This is a genomic window from Bacillus sp. JNUCC-21 (assembly GCF_041222765.1).
Taxonomy (GTDB): Bacteria; Bacillota; Bacilli; order Bacillales; family Bacillaceae; genus Bacillus; species Bacillus velezensis.
Map to the genome: position 1 here is coordinate 3,127,513 of NZ_CP166019.1, position 17,389 is coordinate 3,144,901.

At 46.7% G+C, this 17,389-nt stretch carries 20 protein-coding genes and 1 riboswitch; of the genes, 7 read left to right on the forward strand and 13 right to left on the reverse strand.

The window, feature by feature from the left end; all coding sequences use genetic code 11:
• Positions 1-28: 28 nt before the first annotated feature.
• Positions 29-1,108, reverse strand: a complete 1,080-nt coding sequence (locus JNUCC21_RS15755; protein ID WP_072589832.1) for a tetraprenyl-beta-curcumene synthase family protein — start codon at positions 1,106-1,108, stop codon at positions 29-31.
• A 20-nt stretch (positions 1,109-1,128) separates the two neighbouring features.
• Complete coding sequence (locus JNUCC21_RS15760; RefSeq protein WP_052827754.1) at positions 1,129-1,908, reverse strand: alpha/beta hydrolase; 780 nt, start codon at positions 1,906-1,908, stop codon at positions 1,129-1,131.
• A gap of 46 nt (positions 1,909-1,954) precedes the next feature.
• Here JNUCC21_RS15760 and JNUCC21_RS15765 point away from each other — a divergent pair, with 46 nt between their 5' ends.
• A complete protein-coding gene (locus tag JNUCC21_RS15765) occupies positions 1,955-2,470 on the forward strand; it encodes a gamma carbonic anhydrase family protein (protein ID WP_025285156.1) in 516 nt (171 codons plus the stop codon).
• A gap of 176 nt (positions 2,471-2,646) precedes the next feature.
• Here JNUCC21_RS15765 and alaP read toward each other — a convergent pair whose 3' ends face one another.
• The 3 genes from alaP to metK all read right to left on the reverse strand — a co-directional run bounded on the left by alaP (position 2,647) and on the right by metK (position 7,497).
• On the reverse strand, positions 2,647-4,050 hold the full coding sequence (gene alaP, locus JNUCC21_RS15770; RefSeq protein ID WP_007408827.1) for an alanine permease AlaP: 1,404 nt from the start codon (positions 4,048-4,050) through the stop codon (positions 2,647-2,649).
• 202 nt (positions 4,051-4,252) lie between these two features.
• On the reverse strand, positions 4,253-6,151 hold the full coding sequence (gene asnB / locus JNUCC21_RS15775; protein ID WP_003152255.1) for an asparagine synthase (glutamine-hydrolyzing): 1,899 nt from the start codon (positions 6,149-6,151) through the stop codon (positions 4,253-4,255).
• Positions 6,152-6,294: 143 nt separating this feature from the next.
• Entirely contained in the window at positions 6,295-7,497 is a 1,203-nt protein-coding gene (metK, locus tag JNUCC21_RS15780; RefSeq protein WP_003152253.1) for a methionine adenosyltransferase, read from the reverse strand.
• A gap of 169 nt (positions 7,498-7,666) precedes the next feature.
• Positions 7,667-7,806: riboswitch (SAM riboswitch) on the reverse strand.
• 197 nt (positions 7,807-8,003) lie between these two features.
• Between metK and pckA the strand changes: the two genes are divergently transcribed.
• On the forward strand, positions 8,004-9,587 hold the full coding sequence (gene pckA / locus JNUCC21_RS15785; RefSeq protein WP_007613256.1) for a phosphoenolpyruvate carboxykinase (ATP): 1,584 nt from the start codon (positions 8,004-8,006) through the stop codon (positions 9,585-9,587).
• A gap of 42 nt (positions 9,588-9,629) precedes the next feature.
• Here the strand turns inward: pckA and JNUCC21_RS15790 are convergent, their stop codons facing one another.
• Positions 9,630-9,872 carry a DUF2584 domain-containing protein gene (locus tag JNUCC21_RS15790; protein ID WP_003152249.1) on the reverse strand — a complete coding sequence of 81 codons (243 nt, stop codon included), beginning with the start codon at positions 9,870-9,872 and terminating at the stop codon, positions 9,630-9,632.
• A 57-nt stretch (positions 9,873-9,929) separates the two neighbouring features.
• On the reverse strand, positions 9,930-10,703 hold the full coding sequence (locus JNUCC21_RS15795) for a S9 family peptidase (RefSeq protein ID WP_072589485.1): 774 nt from the start codon (positions 10,701-10,703) through the stop codon (positions 9,930-9,932).
• 137 nt (positions 10,704-10,840) lie between these two features.
• On the opposite strand from JNUCC21_RS15795, the gene JNUCC21_RS15800 reads away from it, so the two are divergent.
• From JNUCC21_RS15800 to JNUCC21_RS15810, 3 genes are read left to right on the forward strand one after another with little or no spacing between them, the layout of a single operon-like run.
• Positions 10,841-11,845: an ABC transporter substrate-binding protein gene (locus tag JNUCC21_RS15800; RefSeq protein ID WP_007408830.1), complete on the forward strand. Its 1,005-nt coding sequence runs from the start codon at positions 10,841-10,843 to the stop codon at positions 11,843-11,845.
• Positions 11,846-11,856: 11 nt separating this feature from the next.
• Entirely contained in the window at positions 11,857-12,639 is a 783-nt protein-coding gene (locus JNUCC21_RS15805; RefSeq protein ID WP_003152246.1) for an ABC transporter ATP-binding protein, read from the forward strand.
• Positions 12,614-13,426, forward strand: coding sequence for an ABC transporter permease (locus tag JNUCC21_RS15810; RefSeq protein WP_012118258.1), 813 nt, complete (start codon positions 12,614-12,616; stop codon positions 13,424-13,426). Before JNUCC21_RS15805 ends, JNUCC21_RS15810 begins: the two co-directional genes overlap by 26 nt.
• A gap of 35 nt (positions 13,427-13,461) precedes the next feature.
• Here the strand turns inward: JNUCC21_RS15810 and ytkD are convergent, their stop codons facing one another.
• From ytkD to JNUCC21_RS15825, 3 genes are all read right to left on the reverse strand, one after another.
• Positions 13,462-13,941, reverse strand: coding sequence for an RNA deprotection pyrophosphohydrolase (gene ytkD / locus JNUCC21_RS15815; protein WP_003152244.1), 480 nt, complete (start codon positions 13,939-13,941; stop codon positions 13,462-13,464).
• Between the two features lie 132 nt (positions 13,942-14,073).
• Entirely contained in the window at positions 14,074-14,478 is a 405-nt protein-coding gene (locus tag JNUCC21_RS15820) for a holin family protein (protein ID WP_007408834.1), read from the reverse strand.
• A gap of 151 nt (positions 14,479-14,629) precedes the next feature.
• Positions 14,630-15,067 (reverse strand): Dps family protein, encoded by a 438-nt coding sequence (locus tag JNUCC21_RS15825; RefSeq protein WP_007408835.1) that lies wholly within the window; start codon positions 15,065-15,067, stop codon positions 14,630-14,632.
• A 124-nt stretch (positions 15,068-15,191) separates the two neighbouring features.
• Between JNUCC21_RS15825 and ytzI the strand changes: the two genes are divergently transcribed.
• Complete coding sequence (gene ytzI, locus JNUCC21_RS15830) at positions 15,192-15,341, forward strand: YtzI protein (RefSeq protein WP_072589487.1); 150 nt, start codon at positions 15,192-15,194, stop codon at positions 15,339-15,341.
• On the opposite strand, the gene JNUCC21_RS15835 is transcribed toward ytzI, so the two are convergent.
• The gene (locus JNUCC21_RS15835; RefSeq protein WP_015240434.1) at positions 15,338-15,781 is read right to left on the reverse strand and encodes a FixH family protein; all 444 of its coding nucleotides are present in this window, start codon (positions 15,779-15,781) and stop codon (positions 15,338-15,340) included. The two genes, ytzI and JNUCC21_RS15835, sit on opposite strands and share 4 nt — an antisense overlap.
• A 114-nt stretch (positions 15,782-15,895) precedes the next feature.
• Entirely contained in the window at positions 15,896-16,369 is a 474-nt protein-coding gene (locus JNUCC21_RS15840; protein WP_003152237.1) for an S-ribosylhomocysteine lyase, read from the reverse strand.
• Between the two features lie 124 nt (positions 16,370-16,493).
• On the opposite strand from JNUCC21_RS15840, the gene yidD reads away from it, so the two are divergent.
• On the forward strand, positions 16,494-16,721 hold the full coding sequence (yidD, locus tag JNUCC21_RS15845) for a membrane protein insertion efficiency factor YidD (protein WP_060562192.1): 228 nt from the start codon (positions 16,494-16,496) through the stop codon (positions 16,719-16,721).
• Here yidD and JNUCC21_RS15850 read toward each other — a convergent pair.
• Positions 16,718-17,287 carry a carbonic anhydrase gene (locus tag JNUCC21_RS15850; RefSeq protein ID WP_003152233.1) on the reverse strand — a complete coding sequence of 190 codons (570 nt, stop codon included), beginning with the start codon at positions 17,285-17,287 and terminating at the stop codon, positions 16,718-16,720. The genes yidD and JNUCC21_RS15850 overlap by 4 nt on opposite strands.
• Between the last annotated feature and the right edge of the window lie 102 nt (positions 17,288-17,389).

Genomic DNA, 17,389 nt, shown 5'->3' on the forward strand with positions numbered 1-17,389 from the left:
AAATATTAAGCGTAAGCACTTTCACCCATTACGAACTTTTCGTCCAAGCCATCTTCTGAAATTTGCGGTAGGCTCTTCCGTTGATATAAAAGAAAAATGACGTTTTTCCGCTAGCCCTGATCAGCTTTCGCGCGAGGCGGCCCATTTCTTTTTGGCCGGCGACTTTGTCATCGGATAAATAGACGCCGAGCAGCCCTCTGTTGATCAGCCGGTGAAAATTTTCATGCGGAATGCCTTGCAAATGTTCATCCGCTTTTTCAATAAAATGCTGCAGTCTCTGCATCATTTCTTCATGAGACTGATAATACGTACAGAAATTCAGATCGCCTTCAAGCAGATCCTCTTCCTGGTCAATTAAATAATCAAGCAGTATATGCAGCCCTTGTATGTACGGAAAATAACTGCTGCGGATTTTCTCAGCGGTATGTTCGTTAAAATCAGGCTGGAATGAGTAAGCAACGAGACAGAAAATGCCTAACGTCGATCCGGCGCAGGCCGAGAACTCAAACCACTCCATTTCCGGAAGCTGTGACCGGTACTGCTCAAACCAGCCTTTAAGCCTCGGAACGCGTTCATGCTCAACGACATGCTTATGAACCTGAAGATCGCAATAATAATCACACAGCTCAAGCAAATAAGGTTTAATGATACCGTAATGTTCTATTGACCCGAGCACCCGCTGGCATGTTCTGACCAGCTCATGAAGATAACCGCCGTCATCCCGCTCGTCTCTGTACTGATAGTACGGCCGCATCTCGGCACCGACCGTCAGCGCGTCACGCATGGAGAGATGAAGCATGCGGAAGTCCTCGGGATCAAGCGAGGTGCTGCGGTCGCACAGATTGTCCAGATAATCACTGATTGTCTGATACGCGATGATAAATTGCACGCATTTCTGTTTCTGCTCTCCCGAAAGCAGGGCTAAAATGCCGCCGCCTTCACAATGAAACGACTTATCGCGGATACTTGCGGCCGCCTGCTGCCGCAGTTCGGTATTTTTAATGGAATCTGATTTTTCCCGCCACATGTTCAATTCCTGATGAACGAGCGGAAAAATTTCCCGATACACTTTTGCCATAAGGTTAAAAGGATGTTCCGGTACTGTCAACATATGCACCCCCAGCGAATTCAAATATACTGATCTGTAAAGGCTTTTGCCGCCTTAAACACAGTTTCTCTTTCCGGTTCATTAAAAATTTCATGATAAAGCCCTTCCCATTCCCGGTACGATTTATTATGGGAAGCCACACCGGAAAACCATTTGCGGACCTTCATTTTATCGACGATTTTGTCATCTCCGCCCTGCATAAGCAAAAGCGGCACCTTTAAAAACGCATCAGTCGGCACCATAGCGGCATCAATGGTTTTTAAAAGCTCTCTGTACCATCTTACGGATACCTTCGTGACATATAAAGAATCGTTTTGATCCGCTTCAATCATATCCGCATTCCTCGTTGCCATATCAGGTGATAAGCCGGAATCCACTCTGAGGGACGGAGCGAGGACGTTCAGTCCTTTAGACGCAAAATCAAGGACTTTATTGACTTTTATTTGCAGACCCAGACAAGGTGATGATAAAATGAGTGCCGTAATGCGGGGATTTCTCTGCTGCTTAAACCATTCTATCGAAATCAGTCCGCCCATGCTGTGGCCCAAAAGGAAAACGGGCGCTTCAAGCGTTCTCGCTTTATCAATCCATATATCTACTTCATCAATGTATTCTTGGAAAGAGCGAATATGCCCTCTGGCGCGGGTCGACGTTCCCTGACCGGGCAAATCGCCCATCACCACGTTATATCCGGAAGATCTCCACATTTCAACGAGCCATTTATAACGTCCGTGGTATTCGCTTGCCCCGTGGATAATGACAATGGTACCGACGGGCCTGTCTGCTTTCCAAGTCCACATGCAGTTCACCTCTTACATAAATTTAGAGAAAGAAGGATGAGACATGATAATCTACCCTTATAAACAATTTACGCCTGACATACATCCTGAAGCGTTCATTGCGGATAACGCCGTCATTACGGGCGACGTCGTGATCGGAGAACAATCAAGCATTTGGTTCTCAGCCGTCATCCGGGGGGATGTTGCGCCGACAAGGATCGGAAAAAGAGTCAGCATACAAGACTTGAGCTGTCTGCATCAAAGTCCGAACCGCCCGCTTCTTATTGAAGATGACGTCACGATCGGCCATCAGGTTACACTGCACAGCGCAATCATCAAAAAGAATGCTTTAATCGGTATGGGCTCCGTCATTCTTGACGGGGCGGAAATCGGAGAAGGCGCGTTTATCGGCGCCGGAAGTCTCGTTCCTCCGGGCAAAACCATTCCTCCCGGCTGTCTTGCGTTCGGCCGGCCCGCAAAGGTTATCCGCCGGCTGACAGAAGAAGACATACGGGACATGGAAAGAATCAGAACGGAATATGTTGAAAAAGGCCGATACTATAAAACACTGCAAGAGAAATAAAAATAGATCAGCTTTGTTTTACTACTGTACCATTTTTCAAAATATTATTTAAGTAAAAACCATTTGCATTCTCCCGATTGTCAGGAAACAGAAGCAAAATGTTCAGGAATTTGTTTTATTCTTCCCCCGCCGGCCCGATCCTATGAAAAAAAGAGCCCATGTCCCGGGCTCTTTTTTTACGCTTTTTCGGCGAATGTCTGTCCGTTTTCCAGACCTATGTCTTTTCTTTTATGGAAACCTTTCCCGTAATAGGCGGCTAATAATATGCCGAACCAGACAGGCCCGATGATGACGGCCACCCGGGTCTCTGCATTAAAAGCCATCAGCACAACGACAAAAGCGAGAAATGCCAGCGAGATATATGAGGAAAAGGGGTATAAAGGCATTTTATATTTGAGTTTTTTCCGTTGTTCCGGCTGTAAGCTTTTCCGGTATTTCATTTGGGAAAGCAAAATAATCGACCATGTCCAAATCGCTCCGAACGTCGCAATGCTCGTCACCCACGTAAACACTTTCGCCGGCACCACGTAGTTCAGCAGAACGCCGATGCATAACGCGCCCGCTGAAACCAATACCGCTTTTCCTGGCACACCGCCTTTTGTGACCGTACCGTATGCTTTAGGCGCTTCATTTTGCTCCGCCAGATTGAACAGCATACGCCCCGTGCTGAAGATCCCGCTGTTGCAGGAAGAAAGAGCCGCCGTCAATACGACAAAATTAATGATTCCGGCTGCAGCGGGTATTCCGATTTTTTCAAATGTCAAAACAAACGGGCTTCCGCCTGAACCGATTTCCTGCCACGGATAAATTGACATAATGACAAACAAAGCTCCGACGTAAAAAATGAGAATGCGCCAAAAAACAGTATCTATGGCCCGCGCCAGTGATTTTTCCGGATTTTTGACCTCACCGGCTGTGACACCGATCAGCTCAATCCCGAGATAGGCAAACATGACCATTTGCAGCGACAGCAGCACCCCTTTAATCCCATTCGGGAAAAAGCCGCCGTGGCTCCATAAATTGCTGATTCCGAGCGCAACGCCTCCGTTTCCGAGACCGAATACGATCATCACCAGACCGATCGCGATCATTGACAGAATCGCCAAGACTTTAATGAGCGCAAACCAGAATTCAAGCTCACCGTACGCTTTGACCGCCAGAAAGTTGACAGCCGTCATAATGACGAGTGCACAAAGCGCCCAGATCCATGACGGCACGTCAGGGAACCAGTAGCCCATATAAATGCCGACCGCGGTGATTTCCGCCATGCAGGTAACAACCCATAAAAACCAATAATTCCAGCCTGTTAAAAACCCGGCAAGCGGACCGAGATAATCTCTGGCATACCGGCTGAATGAGCCGGCTACAGGCTTTTGAATCGCCATTTCCCCTAATGCCCGCATAATAAAAAACATAATCAGTCCGCTGCAGGCGTAAGCGGCTAAAATCCCCGGCCCGGCAAGCTTTATGGCAGAAGCCGACCCGAGAAACAGCCCGACTCCTATCGCGGCGCCCAACGACATAAGCGAGATATGCCGCTCTTCCAAGCCGCGGTGAAGCGTTTTTTCTTTGTTTTGCATAACTCTCCCTCCCCCTGATTTTGACAAAGAAACAACAAACCGAGACGAAATAGCCAGAAAACTCTTTCCGGAATCTACCCGATTAGTCCTATTATAACCTTTTTCTGAATATTGCGTAATACTTTGTCGAAAACAGAGCGGAATAGACGGTTTACAAAAAACAATAGAAAAAAGGCTTTCGATAACTCGAAAGCCTTTTGGATTAAACGAAAATGACTTCTTTCGGCTGATGATTCAGCTCTTCCGGCACCAGTCTTTTTTCGACATTGATGCTGTGCCAGATCATGAAGATCAGCACGGTCCAGATTTTGCGGCTGTTGTCCGCTCTGTCGGCACAATGATCTTCCAGAAGCTGAAGGACATAATCCTTTTCAATATAAGCGTCTGTTTCACTTTCGCGAATGATGTTGCGAACCCATTCGTTCATTTCATTTTTCAGCCAGTGGCGGATCGGCACAGGGAAGCCGAGTTTTTTGCGGTTAAGCACATGATCAGGCACTACCCCTTCAGCAGCTTTGCGCAGAAGGTATTTCGTCGTGCCGTTTTTCGTTTTCAATTCATCCGGAATTTTTGAAGCTACGTCAAACACGACTTTATCAAGGAATGGCACGCGCAGTTCCAATGAGTTGGCCATCGTCATTTTGTCAGCCTTTAACAGGATGTCGCCGCGCATCCACGTATGGATGTCAACATACTGCATTTTATTAATGTCGCTGTATGAACGGCTTTCCGTAAAGTACGGCTTCGTGACATCACGGTATGAAAGCTCTGGATTGTAATGTTTGAGCAGCTGTTTTTTCACGGGCTCTTCAAAAATCTTCGCATTACCGATATAGCGCTCCTCAAGCGGTGTGCAGCCGCGGACTAAGAGGCTTTTCCCTCTCATTCCTTCAGGCATGACGGACGCCACATGAAGAAGCATTTTTTTCAGACCGGACGGAATGCGTTCAAACGGTTTAAGCGAAAGCGGTTCGCGGTAAATATTGTACCCGCCGAACAGCTCGTCCGCGCCTTCCCCGGATAACGCGACCGTTACATGTTTTTTCGCTTCTTTCGCGACAAAGTACAAAGGAATCGCCGCCGGATCTGCAAGCGGGTCATCAAAGTGCCAGACGATTTTCGGAAGCTCGTTCATATACTCCTCGGGAGAAATGACTTTGCTGATGTTTTCAATCCCGAGCGCGGCAGCCGTTTCCTTCGCTACGTCAACCTCACTGAAGCCCTGCTGCTCAAAACCGACGGAAAATGTTTTAAGGCTCGGGTGAAATTCTTTCGCAACTGAGACGATAAAAGAAGAGTCGATACCGCCGGATAGAAACGAACCGACAGGCACGTCACTTCTCATGTGAACTTTGACAGAGTCAAAGATTGCGTCTCTGACTTCTTTCACCAATTTATCTTCATCAGACTGAACAGGCTTAAAGTTCGCTTTGAAATATGTTTTAAACGCGATGTCGCCTTCCGGACGGATCGTAAACTGGCTGCCCGGCTCGACTTTTTTCACTTCAGCGTCAAGCGTGCTCGGTTCAGGAACGAATTGGAAAGACATATATTGCTGTAAAGAAGCTGTATCAAGATCAATGCCGTTTTGAGCGGCCATTAAACTTTTTCTTTCAGATGCAAAATATACTTTGTCCCCGATGGTTGTGTAATACAGCGGTTTAATGCCGAACGGGTCTCTCGCGCCGTACATGACGCGGTCAGCTTTGTTCCAGATTAAAAACGCAAACATTCCGCGAAGCTTTGAAGCAGCTTCTTCTTTATAATGACGGTATGTCGCAAGGAGCACTTCGGTATCGGAATCTGTATTGAAAGTGTAGCCTTTCGCTTCAAGCTCTTCTCTCAATTCAATGTAATTATAGATTTCGCCGTTAAAAATGATCCAATATTTTTCGTCTTCATATGATAAAGGCTGTCCGCCGTTTTCTACGTCAATAATACTGAGCCGTCTGAAGCCGAATCCGACGTGCTCGTCATGATAATACCCATCGCTGTCAGGACCGCGGTGAACGATCATTTGGTTCATTTGTTTGATTAGCTCTTCTTGATCTGCGGTTTGAGTTAATGGATGCTTATTAAAAACACCGACAAATCCACACATAGTATAGCCTCCATAAGTGTAATTTTCTAATTGGACCCCCTTTTTATAGACGCTTTGTTACGCCATTGGTTTCACGCTATGTAAAAAATAAGCATGGCAGCATCTACAAAAAGGGAAAGCCGCTTAAGTAAGCGGCTATAAAATTATTCTCCTAGTGCTTCTTTGCGAAGCGCATCCGCCTTGTCAGTACGCTCCCAAGGAAGATCCACATCATGACGTCCGAAGTGGCCGTAAGCAGCTGTCTGCTTATAGATCGGGCGGCGCAGATCAAGCATTTTAATAATGCCGGCAGGTCTCAGGTCGAAGTTATTCCGTACGACTTCGATCAGTTTTTCTTCAGAAGCTTTTCCTGTATCAAATGTATTGATGGAAATAGAAACAGGCTGTGCCACGCCGATTGCGTATGCAAGCTGCACTTCACAAGAATCAGCAAGACCTGCTGCCACGATGTTTTTCGCTACGTATCTCGCAGCGTATGCCGCAGAACGGTCTACCTTCGTCGCATCCTTACCAGAGAATGCGCCGCCGCCGTGGCGTGCATATCCGCCGTATGTGTCAACGATGATTTTACGGCCGGTCAGACCCGCATCACCTTGAGGTCCGCCGATTACGAAACGTCCCGTAGGGTTGATGAAGTATTTTGTCTCTTCATCGATCAGTTCCTCAGGCACGACTGGGTTAATGACATGCTCTTTCAGATTGCGCTGAATCTGCTCAAGCGTAATTTCCGGGTGGTGCTGAGTCGAAATGACGATCGCGTCGATGCGGACCGGCTTGTTGTTTTCATCATATTCAACGGTAACTTGCGTTTTGCCGTCAGGGCGAAGGTACGGAAGAATGTCTTCTTTGCGGACTTCGCTCAAACGGCGGGCTAATTTATGCGCCAAAGAGATCGGAAGCGGCATAAGCTCTTTCGTTTCGTTACACGCATAACCGAACATCAGGCCTTGGTCTCCCGCTCCGATTGCTTCGATTTCAGCATCGCTCATTGTGCCTTCACGCGCTTCAAGAGCCTGATCGACACCCATTGCGATATCCGCAGACTGTTCATCAATTGATGTTAAAACAGCGCAAGTCTCCGCATCAAATCCATATTTGGCGCGTGTGTAGCCGATTTCTTTAATCGTTTCACGGACTGTTTTCGGAATGTCAACGTATGTTGATGTAGTAATCTCTCCGCTTACCAGCACAAGTCCTGTCGTTACAGATGTTTCGCAGGCCACGCGCGCGTTCGGGTCATTTTTTAAAATCTCATCTAAGATACTGTCAGAAATTTGGTCACAGATTTTGTCCGGATGACCCTCAGTAACAGATTCAGATGTAAATAGTCGACGGTTTTTACTCATTCACTTTTCCTCCTGAAAAAAGATCTTTTGCAAGACCTTCTCATATGATACGGAACTCGCTCCCTCTTAATACAATGTCATACTATATCAGAGAATGTTAATTGGCATATTTTATGAAATAAAAAAACCTTTTCCACTCGAGGAAAGGGTTTGGTCTGTGTGCCTTTCACTCTTATCGCTCAAGGAAAATATTAAACCTTGCATCAGGTTAGCACCTTGGTTTCCCACAGTGTTTTCACCTGCTTTTTTACAGAGAAACCGGTTGCTGGGCTTCATCGGGCCTGTCCCTCCGCCAGCTCGGGATAAGAGTATCCGCTCAATGAAATATCTTATCGTAAAAGGGCGGAAAGTGTCAATATGAATTAAAGCGATTACGCGCCTTTATTTCGGGAAGCAATGGAAAAACACAAACAAAAAACCTCAAATAGTATAGACTATTTTCAGATATATGTTATACTAATTCCACATTCAGCGAAATACAAATAAACCGGCAAAGGAAGGTTTTTATGAAATTAGTTGATTTAACCGCAGATCTTCAAGCATTACTTGCAAGTCCGAATGTGCATCATAATTTATCGGCTCCAAAACTTACCGAAAAAGTGATCAGCCGAAATGAAGGAACGCTGACATCAACGGGCGCCGTACGCGCCACCACCGGCGCATATACAGGCCGGTCACCTAAAGATAAATTTATCGTCCGTGAACAAAGCACAGAAAATCAAATTGATTGGGGCGCGGTGAATCAGCCCATTTCTGAAGAGGCGTTTGAAAAGTTGTACGCCAAAGTCGTCAGCTACTTAAAACAGCGGGATGAACTGTTTGTTTTTGAAGGGTTCGCGGGAGCGGATGAAAAATACAGACTGCCGATTACGGTCGTAAATGAATTTGCGTGGCACAATTTATTCGCGCGCCAGCTGTTTATCAGACCGGAGACGGATGAAAGAGATCCGCAAGCGCAGCCTTTCACCATTCTCTCGGCTCCGCATTTTAAAGCAGATCCGGAGACGGACGGCACGCATTCGGAAACATTTATCATTGTCTCTTTCGAAAAGCGCGTCATTTTAATCGGCGGCACCGAATACGCCGGAGAAATGAAAAAATCAATATTCTCCATTATGAACTTCCTGCTTCCGCAGCAGGATATACTGCCGATGCACTGCTCAGCCAATGTCGGTGAAAAAGGCGATGTCGCCCTGTTTTTCGGCCTTTCCGGCACAGGGAAAACGACGCTTTCAGCCGATGCGGACCGCAAACTGATCGGCGATGACGAGCACGGCTGGTCAGATTCCGGCGTTTTCAACATTGAAGGCGGATGTTACGCTAAATGTATCAATCTGAGCGAGGAAAAAGAACCGCAGATTTTTCGTGCGATCCGCTTCGGGTCTGTTCTTGAGAATGTCGTGCTTGATGAAAAAACGGGTGAAGCGGATTACGACAATTCCTTCTACACGGAAAACACAAGAGCCGCATATCCGATTGAGATGATCGGCAATATCGTGCAGCCGAGCATTGCCGGCCATCCGCAGGCGATCGTCTTTTTAACGGCGGACGCATTCGGCGTGCTTCCTCCGATCAGCAAACTGACGAAGGAACAGGCGATGTATCATTTCTTAAGCGGGTACACCAGTAAACTCGCGGGAACCGAACGCGGCGTGACATCTCCGCAAACGACTTTCTCGACGTGCTTCGGTTCACCGTTCCTTCCGCTTCCGGCGCATGTATATGCCGAAATGCTCGGGCATAAAATCGACGAACACGGCGTTCAAGTCTTCCTGGTCAACACAGGCTGGACCGGCGGAGGGTACGGAGTCGGAGAAAGGATGAAACTTTCGTATACAAGAGCGATGGTCAAGGCTGCTATTGAAGGCAGACTGAACCAGACTGACATGACGGCAGACAGCATTTTCGGCCTGCGCAGTCCCGTTCATGTTCCGGGCGTTCCGGATGAAGTTCTTCAGCCTGAAAACACGTGGAGCGATAAACAAGCATACAACGAAAAAGCGCTGTTTTTAGCCAATGAGTTTAAAGAAAACTTTAAAAAGTTTTCCCATGCAGACTCGATTGCCAAAGCCGGCGGACCTCTCGTGTAATCAAAAAAGCCAAGGGCGTTTATGCCCTCGGCTTTTGTTTTTTCAGTTTGTCGAATGAAGCGACGTGAGTCTGTATGTAATGCTTGTCCGGCCGTTCGCCCATTCGAGCTTTTGGACCTCGCCGGTGCCGGATTTCTCGCCGGTTTTCGTTTTGCGCACGTCCATCGGAATATCAAGAGGATAGACGCGGTAGCCCTCTTTCTCCAATAAAAAGATATTTTCCTCTATCCGTTTTTCATTGCCTTTTGTCACAATCATGGTATTAAATTCAACAGGCATTCCCAAAATGAAAATCCCCTTTCATTCTCTTATTCTTTATTATCATATCATAAATCAGGCATCTTACCGTGTCTTCATCCATTCCGCCAGCCGCCGGACAATGCGTCTGTTTTCCTGCGGCGGAAAATAATGCGTAAAACCGCTGTAATACCAAGTTTCCACCGGTTTCCCCGCCTCTTTCAGCTTGTCCTCGATCATTCGGGCGTGTTCGATCGAAACATTCTCATCATTCTCTCCATGGATGAGCAGCACAGGGGCCTGAATGCGGTCTGCTTTTTCAAACGGCGAACGCCAGCTGTATTCATCCGGCACCTTTTTCGGCGTGCCTCCGATCACCCGCTTCATCATCCGCCGCATATCCTTCCGCTCTTCATAAGTAAGCACCATATCGCTCACACCGCCCCATGATACGAGCGAAGCCGCTTGATGCCCCATTTCAATCGCGGTCAAAAGCCCCATGATTCCGCCCCGGGAAAATCCGAAAATATGCACCCGCCCTTCTCTGACGTTCGGATGCTCCCGAAGCAGGCGGAAAGCGGAAAACGCGTCCTCTCTGTCCTCTCCCGCAAAATCTTCATTTCCCTCGCCGCCCTGGTTGCCTCTGTAATAGGGCGCAAACACGACAAAGCCTTGGGAAGCGAATTGAACGATTCTTCCGGGGCGTACCATGCCGACATTTTTTATGCCGCCGCGCAAATATAAAAAACCGTCATATGTTCCCGGCGCCGCAGGCTCGGCAAGAAGCCCCTTTACCTTCAGCCCTTCTGACTCATAGCATACCTCAAAGAGGCGGATATGCGGACTCGGAGACGGGAACCTTTTCTTTTCTACCAGCAAAACAATGGCCTCCTTATATCATCAGTTTTTTTATTCTTTCCCAACGTGAATATGGGCACTCACACATTTTTTATACCCATCATACGATATGTAAAGCAGAAAAGGTTATTTAACGCTTAAAACAAGGAGGTTACACCGTGAACAAATGGCTCAAAACGGGCTGCGTTTTTGTCATATGCGCCTTTTTCCTGCTCATTCTTCCGGCTTGCAGACAGGAAGAAAGTCTGACAAAGGTAAAGGTGGCGGAAGTCACACACTCCATCTTCTATACGCCTCTGTATGTCGCTGAAGCAAAAGGTTTCTTTAAAAAAGAAGGGCTCCAAGTGTCACTTCAAACAACATGGGGCGGAGACAAAACAATGACATCGCTTTTGTCAAACGGGTCAGACATCGCGCTGATCGGTTCTGAAACATCCATTTACGTGGAGGCGCAGGGAGCAAAAGATCCGGTCATCAACTTCGCGCAGCTGACACAGACGGACGGCACATTTCTCGTGTCACGGAAGGATGAGAAATCATTCAAATGGAGCGATTTAAAAGGAAAAACATTTCTCGGCCAGCGAAAAGGCGGCATGCCCCAAATGGCCGGTGAGTACGTCCTGAAAAAGAATCACATAGAGCCGAAAAAAGACATTAACCTCGTTCAAAACATTGATTTCGCCAATATTTCCAACGCATTCGCATCCGGAACGGGTGATTATGTGCAGCTGTTTGAACCGACGGCATCCCAATTTGAAAAAGAAGGCATCGGCCATATCGTCGCATCCTTCGGAGAAGCTTCCGGCCAAATGCCATACACAACCTTTATGGCAAAAGAAAGTTATTTGAAAACCAATGAAAAGACGGCGGAAAAATTCACCCGCGCCATCTATCGCGCCCAGCAATGGGTGGAAAGCCATCCGGCCAAAGACATCGCAAAAACGATTCAGAAGGAATTTGCCGATACCGATCCGGCCATTATCGAAACATCAATAGAGCGATATAAAAAACAAAAGTCATTCTCTGCAGACCCAGTTCTGCAAAAGGATGAATGGGAACAGCTTCAATCTATTATGGATGAAGCCGGAGAGCTCCCGAAACACATTCCGTACAGCAAACTCGTCAACACAAAAATCGCCAAAAAAGTCACCTCAGAACAATAGGAGGAACATGAATGTCTTTTTTACATGTGGATCATGTAACACATACTTATTTCTCGCTGAAAGAAAAGACAACCGCCGTGAAAGATATACATTTTCAGATTGAAAAAGGGGATTTCATCTCCTTTCTCGGACCGAGCGGATGCGGAAAAACAACACTCCTGTCCATTCTGGCCGGCCTTATTACTCCTGCGCAAGGCCGGGTGCTGATTGAAGGAAGCGTGCCGAACCATAAAGAACACCAAATCGGTTATATGCTTCAGCAGGATTATTTATTTCCTTGGAAATCAATTGAGGAAAACGTGCTGCTCGGTTTACACATTTCAAAAACATTAACAGAAGAAAAAAGAGCTGAAGTTCTCAGCCTTCTGCCTAAGCTCGGATTAATCGGCGTTGAAAAGAAATACCCGAAAGAGCTGTCAGGCGGGATGCGGCAGCGGGCGGCACTTGCCAGAACTCTTGCACCGGACCCGGGACTGCTGCTCCTTGATGAACCGTTTTCCGCGCTGGACTTTCAAACGAAGCTTTCTTTGGAAAACCTTGTCTTCAGAACATTAAAGGATTTTCAAAAAACCGCCGTGCTCGTCACCCACGATATCGGTGAAGCCATCGCCATGAGCGATACGATCTATTTATTTTCGAATCAGCCGGGCACCATCCACCAAATATTCACCGTGCCTAAGGAGCTCGCGGCTTTAGATCCGTTTGACGCGCGTCAGGATCCAGCCTTTCAGCCGCTGTTTCAAACCATATGGAAGGAGCTGAATTCCCTTGAAAAACAGCAGCGGCACGATTGAACAGCTTCATCAGCAGTTTAAGAAAAGACACCAAAAAGAAAAGCTCCGGATCCGTGCGTATCAGGCCGCCATTTTTATCGTATTTTTTGCCGGATGGGAAATATCGAGCAGGGCGGGCTGGATCGATCCGTTAATCTTCAGCTCACCCTCCGCCGTTTGCAGGCTTTTAGTTGAAAAGATTGCGGACGGATCCCTTGCGGCGCACATCGGCGTAACCTTAGGAGAAACCGTTCTCGGCTTTTTGTTCGGCACGCTCCTCGGCACATGCCTCGCCGCTCTGTTATGGTGGTCAAACAGGCTCGCCCGGGTTTTAGACCCGTACCTCGTCATTTTAAACGCGATGCCGAAGGTCGCACTCGGACCGATTCTCATCGTGGCACTCGGACCGAATTTCACAAGCATTGTCGCCATGGGAGCAGTCATCAGTGTCATTATCACGACAATCGTCGTCTTTACGGCTTTTCAGGAAGTGGATGAAAACTATATTAAGGTGATGAAAACCTTCGGAGCGAAAAGAAGCATCATGTTTAAAGAAGTCATTCTGCCGGCGTGCGCCCCCGCGATTATTTCCGCGCTTAAAGTGAACGTCGGTTTATCCTGGGTCGGTGTGATCGTCGGCGAGTTTCTCGTTTCCGAAAAAGGTCTGGGCTACATGATCATTTACGGATTCCAGGTCTTCAATTTCACTCTTGTATTCTTAAGCCTTCTGATCATCGCGATTTTTGCGACATTGATGTATCAGGGAGTCGAACTGTTAGAAAGAAAATGGACGAAAGGAAAAATTTAAAAAAGACCCGTGCGTAAACGCCGGGTCTCCGTTTTTTATGATTGAAATACGCCGTCCTCTTTCAGCTTTTTCAGACTGATCGGAAGCACCGAATCTTTCATAATGAAACTGAATTTTTTATTTCGGGGGAGATTCTCCGGCAGTTCGCTGAACAGCACCGGCCCCTTTGTTTCAAAATAGTCAGCCTGTTTTTCAAGCTTTTCAATATCGGCAAAATAAATATTCTTCACGATTACCTTTTCCCTGCCGAGAACTTTATACTGTCCGACGTACTTCAGATGTCTTACCGCGGCGCCGGTTTCTTCTTTCACCTCGCGCAAGGCCGCTTCCTCCGCACATTCCATCGGCTCCACTTTTCCGCCCGGAAATTCAAACCCCCGGTCTTCGTGCTCAGTCAAAAGCCACTTATCTCCATATCGGCATATGACCCACACGTGCTTCGGGCTGTCTGAAAAAGGCTGGTGTTCAAAGGAGAGCTGAACAGTGTTCTGATAATAGTCTTTAAACTCGTACATGTTTATCCCTCTAATCCGTTCCTTCATATCTTCCATACATCATACCACAGTTGCGTTTGTTCGGAAGCCCTTTATCAAAAATTCAGAGGAAAACCATCATACCCGCTAGTATAGCCTCCTTTGAAGCAAATGTTACGGTTTGCGCTTGAATTTATTTTTCAAAGTATCCAATAGGTCGACAAGCACCTGCGGAACCGGTATGCCCAGCGAGCTTGCCGTAATCACGATCTGAACCGATTCGTATAAGATATAAAACATGATAGCCAAATTACGGATGGCGCCTTCGGTATGAAGCAGCTGGTCAAAAAAATGGCAAACTGAGACTAATGCCAGGGTCACGATTTTTTTGACCAGCCGCGCAAAAAGCTTTCTTGCGCTCAGCTGCTGCAAAAGAGATTCTTTTAAGCTTGTACTGATAAACTCAATCGCCATGACCGATAGCAAAATCAGAAACGAATACTGAAAACCTCCGAAGAAAAACCCCGCTGCCGACACGATCACTGCAAAAAACGAAAAGATGCCAAAGTCTTTGCCCACTTGATCCAACATCCTTTCACAGAAACGGCCTTACATTATTCTATGAAAAGTGAATGGAACGGACTGGATTTTTCAGAAAAATGGACAACACCTCTCTTCGGCAGCCAAATAAAAGACCGAGTGCTTTATAGCCCCGGTCCTCCCTTGTTGATTATCCCAAATACGCTTTCAGCATCCAGTTATGTTTTTCGATATTCTGGTGAATGGCAAGCAGCATATCACCGGTCGTTTCGTCTCCTACCTCATCTGCGAGATCCATGCCGCTTTTCAGCTCTTCCGCAATGACAGTGAAATCATCATAAATGTTCTGTACCATTTGTTCTGCGCTCTCATTGCCTTCCGCTTCTTTTACAGACGCTGTCTTCAATGATTCCGTCATTGTGCCGATCGGCTTGCCGTTTAATGCCAGCAGACGTTCTGCCAGATCATCAATATATGTAGCCGTTTCGTTATACAGCTCCTCGAACTTTTCATGCAATGTGAAAAAGTCCTTCCCTTTGACGTACCAATGATAGTTATGTAATTTCACATACATGACCGTCCAGTTTGCAACTTGCTTATTGACTGCGTCCAATAGTTTTTCTGACATGCCTATCTTCCTCCTTTGGTTTACTATTGATATACCCTATATATCGTGTGTTAAAACATAAATTTTTAGCCCTTGGTTTTACGGATGGAAAATATGTTATGATTTGTTAAAAAGGAGGGGTTTCATGGTGCTTCTTCTGAGCTTCGGCTTTCTTATCGTGCTCGCCGTGCTGCTTTTATCCATCTGGTCGACTGTAAGAGCTTATAATGTAAAACATACGATTGACCCGCCGGAGGACGCATCAAAAGGCTTGACGAATAAAAAAAATCCTTAATGATGATGCGTCTGTTCCTCATGGCCGGAGGAATCATCGGCAGCTTCAGCATCCCCGACACGCACTTTTACAGTCGGCATATTATGCTGCTGATTTGCCGTTACGTGGGATTGAACGGTATACACACCCTCTTCATCAAATTCAGTCCGCAGGTGATACGCCCCTTTTTCCTCCTTGGCCTTGCTTGTTTTGCTGCTGCCTTTTTTTCCTTCTTTCCATACTTCAAACATGACTTCATCCGCATCCGTGACACGCTTGCCGCCGTAAAAAACCTCCGCCTTGTATTCCGTTTTTTCATGCGGTGCTGCCGTTTCCGGTCCTGTAAGCTTGACCTCAAGCGCTTTAGGCTCTTCATCCGCGGAGGTTTTGTCCGAATTGCCCCCGCAGGAAGATAATAGAAATACCATACCGCACATACCTGCCAATACAGCCCGTTTCATCCCATCACTCCTTCATGTTTGCTTCTATTTTAACAAACGCTTACACATAAGGTGTGACATTTTTTAGAAATATGTAAAAAAGCCTTTTTGCATGTCAGCAAAAAGGCCTGTTTTTTATCCGAACACTTTCAGCAAATCTTCTTTATCCTGTGACAGCCAGAAACGCATCAGACGTTTCGCGCCTTCTAAATCATGAAGTTTCGCCTGGCCGCACTGTTTTTCGTTGGCCGCCGGAATCTCCGTAATATCGATGGCCTCTTTCAGCGTAGCGTCAAGCAGGTCTACAATTTCTTCCGCTGTCGGCTCGCCGCTGACAACAAGATAATAGCCTGTCTGGCAGCCCATCGGTGAGATATCTATGATGTCGAAGTGATCGTATTTCTCAGAATGTGTGCGAATCGTAAACGCAAGCAAGTGCTCAAGCGTATGAATCGTATCCGGCTTCATCGCCTGTTTGTTCGGCTGGCAGAAGCGAATGTCAAACTTATTCACGACGCCGTCTGTTCCGACTTTATGCACTCCGCAATGTCTTACATACGGAGCCACAACCGCATTATGGTCAAGCTCAAAACTTTCTACTGAAGGCATAATGGCACTCCCTTTTTTTCAGAATATGCATCCATTATAACACAGTTTTCCGATAAGAATTGTGGCGGAAGCTTTTCAATCTGAAATTTTTTTTCTATACTAGCATCAGAAAGGTGGTTTTTTGATGAAAACCATAATGATTGCGTTCATCCGCGGATACCAGAAGTTCATCTCTCCGCTGACGCCGCCGTCATGCCGCTTTTATCCGACCTGTTCGCAGTACGGAATCGAAGCCGTCAAGACTCACGGCGCATTAAAAGGCGGATGGCTGACACTGAAGCGGATTTTAAAGTGCCACCCTTTTCATCCGGGCGGTGTTGATCCCGTACCGGACAAGAAAGAAAAACATTAGTCCATATGCTGGTAACCGTCGATCACCAGATCAAGTTTACCGGTTTCAGGATCAATCACCAGACCGTGCACCGGCACATTGTCAGGGAATAGCGGATGGTGTTTAATGACGTTTACGCTGTCTGTAACACTCGCTTCTACTGAATCAAAGCTTTTCAGCCATTGATCAAGATCAACTCCTGAGTGCTTCAGCATGTCAATCCGCTCTTTCGGAATACCGCGGTCGATAATTTTATCGAGCATATCCTCGCTGTTGATTTTGCTCATGCCGCAATCATGGTGGCCGATAACGCAGACTTCATCGGCGTTTAATTCGTATACGGCCACTAAAAGGCTGCGCATGATACTTCCGAACGGGTGGGCGACAAGCGCGCCGGCACTTTTAATAATTTTCACATCGCCGTTTCGCATATTCATCGCATGCGGAAGCAATTCTACAAGACGTGTGTCCATACAAGACAAAATCGCCATTTTTTTATCCGGGAATTTAGATGTTTGGTATTTTTCATAATCTTTGTTTTTAGTGAACTGCTCATTAAATTGCATGATATCGTTTAGAAGACTCATCTTGGTGTTTCCTTTCTGCTTTTTTATTCACAATATAACATAAGACGGGTCATTTCGTCACTCCCCGCACGAGATGACAAAGTGCTCAATAAATAAGACAAA

Coding starts and splice junctions, on each gene's coding strand:
- JNUCC21_RS15850 (WP_003152233.1), bottom strand. CDS start 17,287: ATGAGTCTTCTAAACGATATCATGCAATTTAATGAGCAGTTCACTAAA.
- ytkD (WP_003152244.1), bottom strand. CDS start 13,941: ATGTACGAGTTTAAAGACTATTATCAGAACACTGTTCAGCTCTCCTTT.
- JNUCC21_RS15760 (WP_052827754.1), bottom strand. CDS start 1,908: ATGTGGACTTGGAAAGCAGACAGGCCCGTCGGTACCATTGTCATTATC.
- ytzI (WP_072589487.1), top strand. CDS start 15,192: ATGGTGCTTCTTCTGAGCTTCGGCTTTCTTATCGTGCTCGCCGTGCTG.
- JNUCC21_RS15805 (WP_003152246.1), top strand. CDS start 11,857: ATGTCTTTTTTACATGTGGATCATGTAACACATACTTATTTCTCGCTG.
- JNUCC21_RS15835 (WP_015240434.1), bottom strand. CDS start 15,781: ATGAAACGGGCTGTATTGGCAGGTATGTGCGGTATGGTATTTCTATTA.
- pckA (WP_007613256.1), top strand. CDS start 8,004: ATGAAATTAGTTGATTTAACCGCAGATCTTCAAGCATTACTTGCAAGT.
- JNUCC21_RS15840 (WP_003152237.1), bottom strand. CDS start 16,369: ATGCCTTCAGTAGAAAGTTTTGAGCTTGACCATAATGCGGTTGTGGCT.
- metK (WP_003152253.1), bottom strand. CDS start 7,497: ATGAGTAAAAACCGTCGACTATTTACATCTGAATCTGTTACTGAGGGT.
- yidD (WP_060562192.1), top strand. CDS start 16,494: ATGAAAACCATAATGATTGCGTTCATCCGCGGATACCAGAAGTTCATC.
- JNUCC21_RS15825 (WP_007408835.1), bottom strand. CDS start 15,067: ATGTCAGAAAAACTATTGGACGCAGTCAATAAGCAAGTTGCAAACTGG.
- asnB (WP_003152255.1), bottom strand. CDS start 6,151: ATGTGTGGATTTGTCGGTGTTTTTAATAAGCATCCATTAACTCAAACC.
- alaP (WP_007408827.1), bottom strand. CDS start 4,050: ATGCAAAACAAAGAAAAAACGCTTCACCGCGGCTTGGAAGAGCGGCAT.